The organism is Lentzea sp., assembly GCF_035525475.1.
Lineage (GTDB): Bacteria > Actinomycetota > Actinomycetes > Mycobacteriales > Pseudonocardiaceae > Lentzea.
Window position 1 is genome coordinate 1 of the sequence record NZ_DATLEC010000178.1, and the last position, 13,102, is coordinate 13,102.

Annotated in this window: 12 protein-coding genes; 10 read left to right on the forward strand and 2 right to left on the reverse strand. The window is 70.6% G+C overall.

Features of this window, described 5'->3' with window-relative positions:
* From VM306_RS28700 to VM306_RS28710, 3 genes are all read left to right on the forward strand, one after another.
* Positions 1 to 487 (forward strand): response regulator transcription factor (locus tag VM306_RS28700; RefSeq protein WP_325520678.1); only part of this gene is annotated, 487 nt, incomplete at its 5' end.
* Positions 488 to 793: 306 nt separating this feature from the next.
* Positions 794 to 1,366, forward strand: a complete 573-nt coding sequence (locus VM306_RS28705) for a sigma-70 family RNA polymerase sigma factor (protein ID WP_325520680.1) — start codon at positions 794 to 796, stop codon at positions 1,364 to 1,366.
* Positions 1,367 to 2,233 carry an anti-sigma-D factor RsdA gene (locus tag VM306_RS28710; RefSeq protein ID WP_325520682.1) on the forward strand — a complete coding sequence of 289 codons (867 nt, stop codon included), beginning with the start codon at positions 1,367 to 1,369 and terminating at the stop codon, positions 2,231 to 2,233.
* A gap of 245 nt (positions 2,234 to 2,478) precedes the next feature.
* Here VM306_RS28710 and VM306_RS28715 read toward each other — a convergent pair whose 3' ends face one another.
* Positions 2,479 to 2,862 (reverse strand): DUF5319 domain-containing protein, encoded by a 384-nt coding sequence (locus tag VM306_RS28715; protein ID WP_325520684.1) that lies wholly within the window; start codon positions 2,860 to 2,862, stop codon positions 2,479 to 2,481.
* Between the two features lie 138 nt (positions 2,863 to 3,000).
* On the opposite strand from VM306_RS28715, the gene guaB reads away from it, so the two are divergent.
* The 7 genes from guaB (at position 3,001) to VM306_RS28750 (ending at position 11,569) form a co-directional block, all read left to right on the forward strand.
* Complete coding sequence (guaB, locus tag VM306_RS28720) at positions 3,001 to 4,512, forward strand: IMP dehydrogenase (protein WP_325520686.1); 1,512 nt, start codon at positions 3,001 to 3,003, stop codon at positions 4,510 to 4,512.
* Between the two features lie 131 nt (positions 4,513 to 4,643).
* On the forward strand, positions 4,644 to 5,777 hold the full coding sequence (locus tag VM306_RS28725) for a GuaB3 family IMP dehydrogenase-related protein (RefSeq protein ID WP_325520688.1): 1,134 nt from the start codon (positions 4,644 to 4,646) through the stop codon (positions 5,775 to 5,777).
* A 115-nt stretch (positions 5,778 to 5,892) separates the two neighbouring features.
* Entirely contained in the window at positions 5,893 to 6,108 is a 216-nt protein-coding gene (locus tag VM306_RS28730; RefSeq protein WP_325520690.1) for a hypothetical protein, read from the forward strand.
* Between the two features lie 172 nt (positions 6,109 to 6,280).
* Positions 6,281 to 7,957, forward strand: coding sequence for a GMC family oxidoreductase (locus VM306_RS28735; protein WP_325520692.1), 1,677 nt, complete (start codon positions 6,281 to 6,283; stop codon positions 7,955 to 7,957).
* A 12-nt stretch (positions 7,958 to 7,969) separates the two neighbouring features.
* Positions 7,970 to 8,929 carry an MBL fold metallo-hydrolase gene (locus VM306_RS28740; RefSeq protein WP_325520694.1) on the forward strand — a complete coding sequence of 320 codons (960 nt, stop codon included), beginning with the start codon at positions 7,970 to 7,972 and terminating at the stop codon, positions 8,927 to 8,929.
* Positions 8,926 to 10,176 carry an FAD-dependent monooxygenase gene (locus VM306_RS28745; RefSeq protein WP_325520696.1) on the forward strand — a complete coding sequence of 417 codons (1,251 nt, stop codon included), beginning with the start codon at positions 8,926 to 8,928 and terminating at the stop codon, positions 10,174 to 10,176. The genes VM306_RS28740 and VM306_RS28745 overlap by 4 nt, the downstream gene beginning before the upstream one ends.
* Before the next feature lie 16 nt (positions 10,177 to 10,192).
* On the forward strand, positions 10,193 to 11,569 hold the full coding sequence (locus VM306_RS28750) for an FAD-binding oxidoreductase (RefSeq protein WP_325520698.1): 1,377 nt from the start codon (positions 10,193 to 10,195) through the stop codon (positions 11,567 to 11,569).
* A 13-nt stretch (positions 11,570 to 11,582) separates the two neighbouring features.
* Here VM306_RS28750 and VM306_RS28755 read toward each other — a convergent pair whose 3' ends face one another.
* Positions 11,583 to 13,028, reverse strand: a complete 1,446-nt coding sequence (locus VM306_RS28755; protein WP_325520700.1) for an aldehyde dehydrogenase family protein — start codon at positions 13,026 to 13,028, stop codon at positions 11,583 to 11,585.
* Between the last annotated feature and the right edge of the window lie 74 nt (positions 13,029 to 13,102).

The window sequence follows — 13,102 nt, forward strand, 5'->3', positions numbered from 1 at the left end:
CGAGTTGTTGGCTCGCTTTTCAAGGCAGCCGGTCGACGTCGTCCTGGTGGGAACCCAGCGCGCCGTCCCGACCGGGGTTGAAGCTACCCGTCGGCTCGTCTCCGCGAATCCGCAGGCAAACGTCATCGTCTTCGGAGCACCCGACGACGCCGGCAGCATCGCCGCGGCGATCGCCGGCGGTGCGCGCGGCTACCTGAGGTGGGACGCGTCGCGTCCCGAGCTCGTGGCTGCCCTCGCGCACACGCTCGCCAGCACCTCGGTGCCGGCGCCGCGTCAGCCCTCCGACCCCGGTGTGCAGCTCACGGAGCGTGAGCTCCAGGTGCTGCGGGGCATGAGCCAGGGCAAGAGCAACGGCCAGATCGGCCGCGAGCTCTACCTGTCGGAGGACACGGTGAAGACGCACGCCCGTCGTCTCTTCCGCAAGCTCGGTGTCCGCGACCGCGCTCAGGCGGTCGCCCACGGCTTCCGGCGAGGCCTCGTCCAGTAAGTCGTTCTCGCCGCACCGGCCCCGCGTTCCCATGTGCCGCACGTGGGAAGGCGGGGCCGGCGCGTGAGTCGGCTCACCTGCGCGTCCGGTGCGCCCGGAGGCCGCGCAAACAGCCCAGCCCGGTGACGTCGTCGCCGGGCTGAGTTCGTTCGACCGTGTCGAATGGTCACTCGGGGTGTCCATACCCCACTGATGAACAGAAGGCCCGAATGCCGGTACGGTGATGTTGCTGCACCGGGTCGCTGTGAGTGACTCGTGTTGTTCATGTCGGTACGCCAACGAGTAACACCAGGGCTGTTGTCTGCGATGACCAACTTGGGGGACGGACTGGACGCCGAAGTGGGCGCGGCCGTCGACGGCGACCGCCGGGCGATCGAGCGCTTGCTGGCCTCCATACGTCCTCTCGTGGTGCGGTACTGCCGCGCCAGAGTTGGCAGGCAGGAGCGGAGCTTCGCTTCGGCGGACGATGTGGCCCAGGAGGTGTGTCTCGCGGTGCTCACGGCATTGCCCAGCTACCGCGACCAGGGCCGGCCCTTCCTCGCGTTCGTCTACGGGATCGCGGCGCACAAGGTCGCCGACGCACATCGGTCCGCAGCCAGGAACCGCTCCGAACCCGTTCCCGAAGTCCCCGACGCGGAGGAGACCGGAGCCGGTCCCGAGCAGCGGGCGATGCAGGGTGAACTCTCCAGCCGGATGGCAGTCCTCCTGCGCGTCCTGCCGGAGAAGCAGCGGGAGATCCTGTTGTTGAGGGTGGTGGTCGGACTCTCCGCCGAGGAAACTGCCGAGGCGGTCGGTTCGACGCCGGGTGCGGTCCGGGTGGCACAACACCGCGCACTGGCCCGGCTCCGCAAGTCGCTGGCAGCGGAGGAGGTGGTCTGAGTGGCCGACGAACACGGGAAGGACGACGAGGAAGTGCGCGGACAGGACGACAGAGCCCCGCACGAACCCGTCGCCGACGATCTTTCGGCAGTGCAGGCCGATGACAAGCTGCTGGACGCCCTGGGGTCCGCGACACCGGGTGCGGCCGGCTCCTTGGTCGACGACGAGCTCAACGCGCTGCTGCTCGCATGGCGCAACGAGGTGGAGACGGAGCCGTTCGGCGAGCTCGTCGACACGGACACCGCCATCGCCACGATCCAGGCTGCCCGCCCGCAGCCGGTGAGCAGGCACAGGTTCCTGATCCCGCTCGCGAGCGCCGCCGCGGTGCTGGCCATCGCCTTCACCGGCGTGAGCCTCGTGGCGCGCGACGCCCAGCCGGGTGACGCTCTCTGGGGTCTGACGCGGGTGCTCTACTCCGAGCACGCCAAGTCCATCGAGGCAGCGGCCATCATCAACACCGACCTCGAGTCGGCCCGCCTCGCGTTGCGCGAGGGCAAGGTGACCGAGGCCCGCGAGAAGCTCGAGCGGGTCGAGGCCAGCCTGGGTTCCGTCTCGACGGCCGACGGCAAGGCGCGGCTCGAGGAGGAGCACAAGCAGCTCGAGGAGAAGCTCGACACCTCGCCCGTGCAGACCCCGGACACGACGACCCCGGTGACGGAGCCGACGACGCAGTCCTCGACGCCGTCGACCGCGCCGTCGACCCAGCCGTCGACGACCGAGCCGTCCGCGTCGAACACCTCGGAGACGCCTCCGCCGCCGACCTCGAACGCCGAGGACCCGCCTCCGCCGCCACCGGTCGACCCCACGGGGACGAATAGCGAGGGCGCGGGCCAGACCCAGACGGTCAGCGAGACCGGGTCCACCTGACCCAGTTGAGACGCAGTGTGAACGGCCCCTGATCTTCCGAGGTCAGGGGCCGTTCACATGTCCAGGTGTTCACACGTCGGGTGGAATGTGACCGCTCGGGTCGCGGCGCAGGTGCGCGGTGCTGACGCCCGAGGGCCCTTTCCGGGCCCTGGTCTGCTTGCCGCGCGGTTCCGCGGCAGCGCCGACGCGCCGGTCCCGGCGCTGCCGAGCGGCCGGGCGCCGCACATCACTGCGTGATCTCGGCCTCAGCGAGCCGACTCGGTCGCCGTCACGCCGTCCGCGTACCCCCGGCAGTACTCCCAGCTCACGTACGAGCCGGGGTCCGGGTCGAAGGCGGGCTCGTGCGGGCGCATGCGGCCGTCCGCGAGCAGCTGTTCGAGTGAGGCTCGCAACAACGCCCAGTCGTGGTAGTGCGGTTCCTCGCACTCGCCGCAGTCGACGACGATGCCGCGCACCCCGCGGTGTTCGAGCAGGGCTTGGTAGACGGCGAGGTCGCTCAGGTCGCTGACCAGCTCAGCTCGTTCGTCGTCGTCCATCGGGGGATGGTCGTGGTCCGGCTCGCCGAGGGTGAGCGACGGGTCCTCGGGGTCGCCCTCGAAGGGGTCTGGTGGCAACGCGTCGTGCGGCACGACCCCGCACGGTACCCGCCGTACCCCCTCAGCCGTCCAGATACCATGGGCAGCACCGCCTCCGCCTGCGGAAACTGGACCGGCAGTACGCCAGGGCAGCGGAGCGCAGACCGCACGACGGAAGGCATGTCACCCGCTATGACCAGCGAGCTCAACGCTGACGGAGTCCCGGGCAAGTTCGCCATGCTGGGACTGACCTTCGACGACGTGCTCCTGCTGCCTGCCGAGTCCGACGTCGTCCCGAGCGGCGTCGACACGAGCACCAGGATCTCGCGCAACATCACCCTCAGGATCCCGCTGGCCAGCGCGGCGATGGACACGGTCACCGAGGCCCGGATGGCGATCTCGATGGCGCGGCAGGGCGGCATCGGCGTGCTGCACCGCAACCTCTCGGTCGAGGACCAGGCCCGTCAGGCCGAGACGGTGAAGCGCTCGGAGGCCGGCATGGTCACCGACCCCGTCACGTGCTCCCCGGACGACACGCTGGCCGAGGTCGACGCGCTGTGCGCCCGCTACCGCATCTCCGGTGTGCCGGTGACGGACTCGAACAACAAGCTGGTGGGCATCATCACGAACCGCGACATGCGGTTCGAGCTCGACCACAGCAAGCGCGTCAGCGAGGTCATGACCAACGGCCCGCTGGTCACCGCGCAGGTCGGCGTCTCCGCCGAGGCCGCGCTGGGCCTGCTGCGCCGCCACAAGGTCGAGAAGCTGCCGATCGTCGACGGTGACGGCAAGCTCCAGGGCCTGATCACGGTCAAGGACTTCGTGAAGACCGAGCAGTACCCGATGGCCACCAAGGACCCGGACGGCCGCCTGCTCTGCGCCGCCGCCGTGGGCGTGGGCGAGGACTCGTTCGTGCGCGCCATGACGCTCGCCGACGCGGGTGTGGACGTGCTGATGGTCGACACCGCGCACGGCCACTCGCGCGGCGTGCTGGAGATGGTCGCCCGCATCAAGAAGGAGCTCGGCGACTCGGCGGACGTCGTCGGCGGCAACGTCGCGACGCGGGCCGGCGCCCAGGCGCTGGTGGACGCGGGTGCGGACGGCGTGAAGGTCGGCGTCGGCCCCGGCTCGATCTGCACCACGCGCGTCGTCGCGGGTGTCGGCGTGCCGCAGATCACCGCGATCTACGAGGCGTCGCTCGCCTGCCGTCCCGCCGGCGTGCCGGTGATCGGCGACGGCGGCATCCAGTACTCCGGCGACATCGCCAAGGCCATCGCGGCCGGCGCGTCCGCCGTGATGCTCGGTTCGCTGCTCGCGGGCACCCAGGAGGCGCCCGGCGACCTGATCCTGGTCAACGGCAAGCAGTTCAAGACCTACCGGGGCATGGGCTCGCTGGCGGCGATGCAGTCCCGCGGCGAGAACAAGTCGTTCTCGAAGGACCGCTACTTCCAGGACGACGTGCTCAACGAGGACAAGCTCGTGCCGGAGGGCATCGAGGGCCGCACGCCGTTCCGCGGCCCGTTGTCGCAGGTCGTGCACCAGCTCAACGGCGGTCTGCGCGCGGCGATGGGCTACACGGGTTCCCGCACGATCGCCGAGCTGCAGGACCAGCAGCTCGTGCGGATCACGGCGGCGGGCCTGAAGGAGAGCCACCCGCACGACATCACGATGACCGTGGAGGCCCCGAACTACACCACCCGTTAGGGTGTCTCGGCTGCTGGAACGCTTGCTCAGCAGCTTGGCAGAGGTGTGTCCGCGGAATGCGCGGACCACCTCCGCTCGTCGTGTTTTCTCTGGGGGCGCCCCCCAGACCCCCGGATGAAGGAGAACCACAGGTGCGCGATCTGGTCGAGATCGGCATGGGCCGGACCGCGAGGCGGGCCTACGAGCTGGACGACATCGAGATCATCCCGTCCCGTCGCACGAGGTCGTCGAAGGACGTCTCCACGACGTGGCAGATCGATGCCTACCGCTTCGACATCCCGCTGATCACCCACCCGACCGACGCGATCGTGTCGCCGGGCACGGCGGTCGCGGTCGGCGAGCTGGGCGGACTCGGCGTGCTCAACGCCGAGGGCCTCTGGGCTCGTCACGGCGACGTCGACGAGGCGCTGTTCCGCCTGGTCCAGGCGACCGAGGACAGCGACGACCCGGCGGCGGCCGTGAAGGTGCTGCAGGAGCTGCACGCGGCGCCGTTGCGGATGGACCTGATCGCCGAGGCGGTCAAGCAGATCCGCGAGTCGGGCGTCACCGTCGCGGTCCGCGTCAGCCCCCAGCGCGCCGCGGAGCTCACCCCGGACCTGCTGGCCGCGGGCGTCGAGATCCTGGTCGTCCAGGGCACGATCATCTCGGCGGAGCACGTGTCGCGCGACGGCGAGCCGCTGAACCTGAAGTCGTTCATCGCGGACCTCGACATCCCGGTGATCGCGGGCGGCGTCGGCGACTACCGCACGGCCATGCACCTGATGCGCACCGGCGCGGCGGGCGTGATCGTCGGCTACGGCTACACGCCCGGCGTGACCACCACGGACTCGGTCCTCGGCATCGGCGTGCCGATGGCCACCGCGATCGCCGACGCCGCGGCCGCGCGCCGCGACTACCTGGACGAGACCGGCGGCCGCTACGTGCACGTCATCGCGGACGGCGGCGTCTCGACCTCGGGCGACGTGGCGAAGTCCATCGCCTGCGGCGCCGACGCCGTGATGCTCGGCGAACCCCTCGCCGCCGCGACCGAGGCCCCGGGCCAGGGCCTGTACTGGACGGCGGCGTCCGCGCACCCGTCCGTGCCGCGCAGCCTGGTCGCCGATGCGGTCGACCAGGAGCTCGACCTCCGTCAGCTGCTGTTCGGCCCGTCCGCGGACCCGCGTGGCGTGACGAACCTGTTCGGCGCCCTGAGGCGGGCGATGGCCAAGACCGGCTACTCCGACCTCAAGGAGTTCCAGAAGGTCGGCCTGACGATCCGCGGCTAGAATCAGATCGCGAGAAGGGCGCGTTCCCCACGGGGGACGCGCCCTTCTGCTTCGCCGTCGCTCGGACCCAAATCGATCTTGCAACCGAACGACCACTCCGCGCGTCCTTGGTGACGTGGATTTGGATGCCTTGTTCGGTGGCGGCGACAGCGGTGTGGACACAGTCGACGAACCGGAGACCGACGAAGTGCTCGAAGAACACGCGGAAGACCCTGCGGACGAGGAGAACATCGGCTGGAAGGTGCTGGTCCTGCTCATCTGCGGGGGCCTGGTGGTCACCGCGCTGGCCGTGGCCTTCATGGTGTGGGTGATCGAGGGCCTGGTCCTGTAGGGGCGACGGGTGCGCCTGCCCGTGCACCCTCGACCTCCTGTCCAGCCTCTGTTCTGACGCTCGTGCTCGCGCGGTCGGCTGCGGGCTCGGGCCGGCGTTCGCGAGTGCGCCGCGCCCGTCTGAACCGATAGGGGACTAGGCGTTACCGGAAGTAACGCCTACTCTCCGGTTCATGGGTGAACTCGCCGGTAACTTCGATGTCGTCATCGTCGGCTCCGGGTTCGGCGGAAGCGTGGCCGCGCTCCGCCTGACCGAGAAGGGCTACCGCGTCGCCGTCCTCGAGGCGGGGCGCCGGTTCGCCGACGACGAGTTCGCGAAGACCAGCTGGGACCTGCGGCGGTACCTGTGGGCGCCGCAGCTCCGGTGCTTCGGGATCCAGCGCATCCACACGCTGCGCAACGTCATGGTGCTCGCCGGGGCGGGGGTCGGCGGCGGCAGCCTCGTGTACGCGAACACGCTGTACCGGCCGCTCAAGCCCTTCTACGAGGACCGGCAGTGGGCCCACATCACCGACTGGCAGGACGAGCTCGACCCGTTCTACGACCAGGCGAGCCGGATGCTGGGTGTCGTCACGAACCCCACGACGACCCCGAGCGACGTCGTCATGCAGAGGGTCGCGAAGGACATGGGCGTCGAGGACAGCTACCACCCCACGCCCGTCGGCGTGTACTTCGGCGAGCCCGGCAAGAAGGCCGCCGACCCGTTCTTCGGGGGTGCCGGGCCTGAACGCACGGGCTGCACCGAGTGCGGCAGCTGCATGTCCGGGTGCCGGGTCGGCGCCAAGAACACGCTGGTCAAGAACTACCTCTACCTCGCGGAGAAGCTGGGCGCGCGGGTCTTCCCGCTGACCACGGTCACACAGCTCAAGGAGCACGACGGACGTTGGACCGTCGAGACCAGGATGACCGGCGGCAAGGCCACCAGGACCTTCACCGCCGACCAGGTCGTGGTGGCCGCCGGCACGTGGGGCACGCAGCAGCTGCTGCACAAGGCGCGGGCCACCACCCTGCCGAAGATCTCGCCCAGGCTCGGCGAGCTCACCCGCACCAACTCCGAGTCGATCATCGGGGCCGCGCGCTACACGGTCGACCCCGCCAGCGACTTCACGCAGGGCGTGGCGATCACCAGTTCCATCCACCCCGATGAGATCACGCACATCGAGCCCGTCCGGTACGGCAAGGGCAGCAACGCCATGGGCATGCTGCAGACCCTCGCCACGGATGGCGCGCTGAGCACGCCGCGGTGGGTGCAGTTCCTCAAGCAGGCCGTGCGGCACCCGTTGCGGCTGCTCCGGCTGCTGAGCGTGCACCGGTGGAGCGAGCGGACCGTGATCCTGCTGGTCATGCAGAGCCTCGACAACTCCATCACCACGTACCTCAGGCGCGGCAAGCTCACCAGCAAGCAGGGCCACGGCGAGCCGAACCCGGCGTTCATCCCGGCGGGGCACGAGGCGAACCTGCTGGCCGCCAAGCACATCGACGGCATGGCGGGCGGCACGTGGGGTGAGCTGTTCAACATCCCGCTGACCGCGCACTTCATCGGCGGGTGCGCCATCGCGGCCGGCGAGGACCAGGGCGTGATCGACCCGTACCACCGGGTCTTCAACTACCCCGGTCTGTCCGTTGTGGACGGTGCGGCGATCAGCGCCAACCTCGGCGTGAACCCGAGCCTCACGATCACCGCGCAGGCCGAACGGGCGTTCTCGCTGTGGCCGAACAGGGGCGAGCAGGACCAGCGGCCCGCCCAGGGGCAGCCCTACCGGCGGATCACCCCGACGAAGCCGAAGAACCCCGCGGTTCCCGAGCACGCACCAGCCGCATTGCGGTTGCCGATCGTGAAGGCGTCCTGACACCGTGTAGGCATGGCCACCAAGCCTTTTGCCTCCAGCGAAGACCTCGCCCCGAAGGACGAGGTCTTCGTCGAGCTCGCCGACGGCGTCTACACCCTGACCGCCGAAGGCGACCCCAACGTCGGAGCGATCGAGGCCGAGGACTTCCTCATCTGCTTCGAGGCGCGTGCCACCCCCGCGGCCGCCAGGCGGTGGCTCGCGCAGCTCCGCGAGCACACGAAGAAGCCCGTCCGGTACCTCGTGCTCAGCCACTACCACGCCGTGCGCACGCTCGGAGCCAGCGCGTTCGGCGCTCAGGAGATCGTCGCGCACGAGATGACGCGCGTGCTGATCGCCGAACGCGGGCGGCAGGACTGGGAGAGCGAGTTCGGCCGCATGCCGAGGCTCTTCGAGTCCCCGGGGGAGATCCCCGGCCTGACCTGGCCGACGCTCACGTTCTCCGACCGCATGACGATCCCGCTCGGCGACGAACGCGGCGACCTCGTGCTGCAGCACCTCGGGCGCGGGCACACGGCGGGCGACATCGTGGCGTGGCTGCCGCAGCAGCGCATCCTCTTCGCCGGCGACCTCGTCGAGTCGCAGGCCGCGCTCTACACCGGTGACGCGTTCCACGACGACTGGGCGACGTCCACTTTGGACGAAATCCGGGACCTCGGCGCCGAGGTCCTGGTGGGCGGGCGCGGGAAGGTCGCCCGCGACCGCATCGAGGTCGAGGCGGCCATCAGCCAGAGCAGGCACTTCCTCGACGAGCTGCGCCGCACCGTCGGCGGTGTGCACGCCGAGGGCGGCACGCTCAAGCAGGCCTTCGAGCTGGCTCACAGCACGCTCGTGGGCCGCTACGGGCGCTGGCCGATCTTCGAGCACTGCCTGCCGTTCGACGTGCAGCGCTACTGGGACGAGTGTGACGGCAAGGACTGGCCGGAGATCTGGACCGCCGAACGCGACCGCGCCGTCTGGAACGCCCTGCAGTGACGGTCCTGGTGGTCGGTGCCGGGCCGGTCGGGCTCACGGCGGCGCTCCTCCTCGCGAGAGCCGGGGTGCCGAGCGTCGTCCTGGAGGCCGCGGAGCACCGCGCCGAGGCCGGCAGCCGCTCGATCTGCGTGCAGCGCGACGTGCTGGAGGTCCTGGAACGGGTCGGCGTCGGCCAGGCCGTCGCCGACGCGGGCGTCACCTGGTACACCGGCCGCACCTACCACCGCGACCGCGAGGTGCTCACTCTGACCTTCCCCGAGGCCACGGGTTTCCCGCCGTTCGTGAACACCCCGCAGACCGTCGTCGAACAACTGCTGGAGGACCGCGTCCGCGCCGAGCCGCTCATCGAGCTCCGCCACGGCCACGCGCTCGAAGGCCTCACCCAGGACGACGGGGGAGTGTCCACACAGGACGGTATCGGGGCGACCCACTGCATCGCCGCGGACGGCGCGCACTCGACCGTCCGGCGACTGCTGGGCATCCCGTTCGACGGCTTCTCGTTCGACGACAGGTTCATCATCGCCGACGTCCGCGTCGACCTGGACTTCGAGACGCCCGAACGCCGGTTCTACTTCGACCCGCCGTGCACCCCCGGGCGGCAGGTGCTCCTGCACCCGCAACCGGGCGGCGTCTGGCGGATCGACTGGCAGGTCGCCGGGGACGTCGAGCTCACCGACGCCCACGTCCGCGCGATCGTCGGAGACAGGCCGTACGAGGTCGTCTGGCAGTCCACCTACCGCTTCCACCAGCGCCGCGCGAGAACCCTGCGCGACAACAGGGTCCTGCTCGCCGGCGACGCCGCCCACGTGATGAGCCCGTTCGGCGCCCGCGGCCTGAACTCCGGGATCTGCGACGCGGACAACGCGGCGTGGAAGATCGCCGCCGACCGCAGGGGCGAAGCAGGCCCGCACCTCCTGGAGTCCTACGACCTCGAACGCGGTGCCGCCGCCGACGAGAACCTCCGCATCACCGGCGACACCATGCGCTTCCTGGTGCCGCGCACTCCCGAGGAGAGGGAGAAGCGGGAAAGGGCACTCGAATCCGGTGAAGGCATCGACTCCGGCACGCTCTTCACCCCGTTCTCCTACACCGACTCGCCGCTCACGACCGAGGGCGGCGAGCTGGTTCCCCGCTCGCGCACCGCGGGTCCGGGATTCAGCGTCACCGGGAATCGCCTGGTCAGGCCGGACGGCCACGTCGCGGGGAATCCGAGCGATGAGGTGATGCGCCGGGCGCTCGGGTGGTGAACTGGGTCACATGGGGATGAACAGGCGAACTTTCTTACAGGGAACAGCGCTCGCCGTCACAGGTCTGGGGGCCGGGGCGACCGCGCACGCGAGCACCGGCTGGGGACGGCTCAGGCGCAGGCTCGGCGACCGGCTCGTGCTGCCGCGGGACGCGGGCTACGACCGGCTCCGGCTGCCGTACAACCACGTCTACGCACAACGCAGGCCCGCCGCGATCGCGAAGTGCGTCAGGCCGGAGGACGTGCAGGCGTGCCTGGACTTCGCGTCGCACGAACGGGTCCCGATCGCCGCTCGCAGCGGAAGGCACAGCTACGCGGGCTACTCGGTGCCGGAGAACGGCCTCGTCGTCGACCTCACCGGCATGGCCGGCGTGCGGGTCCACGGCAGCTCCGCGCGGGTGGGCGCCGGTGCCAGGCTGATCGACGTGTACGAGGGGATCGGAGGTGCGGGCAGGGCGTTGCCCGCGGGGTCGTGCGGCACGGTCGGCATCAGCGGGCTGACGCTGGGCGGCGGCATCGGCGTGATCGGCCGCAAGTACGGCCTGACCTGCGACCACCTGACCAGTGCCACGATCGTCACGCCGGACGGCTGTCTGCGGACGGTGGACGAGCGCACCGACCCGGACCTGTTCTGGGCGCTGCGCGGCGGCGGTGGCGGCAACTTCGGCATCGTCACGTCGTTCACGTTCCGCACCGATCCCGCGCCCGACCTTGCGGTGTTCAGCCTCCAGTACCCGGCGGGCGCGACGGCCGAGGTGTTCGACGCCTGGCAGGAGTGGATCGCGACCACGCCGGACGAGCTGTGGTCCGGGTGCGGCGTCTCGGCGACGGGCGGGCCGTCCAGGATCGGGTTCGACGGCACGTACGTCGGTCCGGCGAAGGACCTGCACGGGCTGCTCGACCGCATGCCGTCCGGAGGCGAGCGGACCGTGCGCGACATGACCTACCTGGAGGCCATGCGCTTCTTCGCGGGGCCGTTGGACGACCCCGGCGCGGCGTTCGTCGCGTCGTCGCGGATGCTGCGCCACCGCGTGCCCGGCACGCGCGTCGCGGACCTGGTGGACGGCGAGCGCGACGGGTTCCTGCAGCTCGACTCGTGGGGCGGCGCGCTCAGCCGGGTCGCGCCGGACGCCACGGCGTTCCCGCACCGCGACGCCCTGGCGAGCGCCCAGACCTACGTCTACGTCAGGGACAGGACCGAGGCCGAGGCCCGCGCGCTGCTCGCGTCGTGGCGGGACGGGCTCGGCGCGGGCACCACCGGGTACGTGAACTACATCGACCCGGAGATGCCCGACTGGCCGACCGCCTACTACGGCCGCAACCTCGCGCGGCTCAGGAAGGTCGCGCGACGCCACGACCCGGATCGCGTGCTGGCGTTCCCGCAGGGCCTGTAGCCGGATTCCAGACTCAGATCTGGATCCCGGTCAGGACGGTCACGCGTTCCTCGGTGAAGTCCTCCATCGCCGACCGGACGCCTTCACGTCCGGTGCCCGAGCCCTTCACGCCGCCGTAGGGCATCTGGTCGGCGCGGTAGGACGGCACGTCACCGATGATCACGCCGCCGACCTCCAGCTCGGCCGCGGCCTCGAACGCCACCTGGACGTCACGGGTGAACACACCGGCCTGCAGTCCGTACTTCGAGTCGTTGGCCTGCGCGAACGCGTCCTCCACGCCGTCAGCGACGGACACCACGAGCACCGGCCCGAAGATCTCCTCTGTCCACACCTTGGCCGTCTTCGGCACGTCGGTGAGCACGGCCGGCTCGACCGACGCCCCGGTCCGCTTGCCGCCGAGGAGCACCTTCGCGCCCGCGTCGGCGGCCATGTTGACCCACTCCTCGACGCGGCGGGCGTTGTCCTCGTCGATCAACGGGCCGACCTCGACCTCGGGGTCGTGCGGGTCGCCGGTCTTCAACGCCCCCACCGCTTCCACGAGCTTCGGCACGAACTCGTCCGCGAGCGTGCGGTCCACGATCACCCGCTGCACGGCGATGCACGACTGCCCGGCCTGGTAGTTGCCGAACGTCGCGATGCGCTGGGCCGCGTGGTCGAGGTCCGTCCAGTCAGGACAGACGATCGCGGCCGCGTTGGAACCCAGTTCCATCACGACGTGCTTGCGCGGCGCGGCTTCCATCAGCGACCAGCCGACCTTCGTCGACCCGGTGAACGAGATGACCGGCAGCCGCTCGTCCTTCACGAGGGCGTCCATGTCCTTGCCGCGCACCGGGAGGACCGAGAACACGCCCTCCGGCAGATCGGTCTCGGCCAGGATCTCGCCCAGCAGCAACGCGCTGAGCGGCGTGGCGGACGCGGGCTTCACGATCACCGGCGCACCCACCGCGAGCGCCGGCGCGACCTTGTGCGCCACCAGGTTCAGCGGGAAGTTGAACGGCGCCACCGCCAGCACCGGCCCGCGCGGCACGTGCCGGACGATCGCCATCCGCCCCACGCCACCGGCCTCGGTGTCGAGCCGCTGCAGCCCGCCGGTGAACCGGCGCGCCTCCTCGGCCGCGAACCGGAAGGTGGTGACCGCGCGCCGCACCTCGATCTCGGCCCACTTCAGCGGTTTGCCGTTCTCGGCGGTGATCGTCTCGGCGATCTCCTCCGCGCGGCCGGCCAGCGTGCGCGACACCTGCAGCAACGCCTCGGCCCGCACGTGCGCGGGTGTGCGCCGGAACTCCTTGGCGATGGACGCGGCCGCCGCGACGGCGCGCTCGACCTGGTCTCTGCTCGGTACGGCGACCGAGGCGACCTCGGTGCCGTCGAAGGGGTGGAGAACCTCCAGCGCCTGCTCGCCCTGCTCGGGGCGGCCGGCGACCCAGCACGGCCTGGGCTGCGGTGTGAACGCGTCCATGCGGTTCACGTTAAGCCCTGGTGGCCTGCACGTACTGAACACTCTCCTAGAAGACGGAGTCGGTTTGGTGTCCG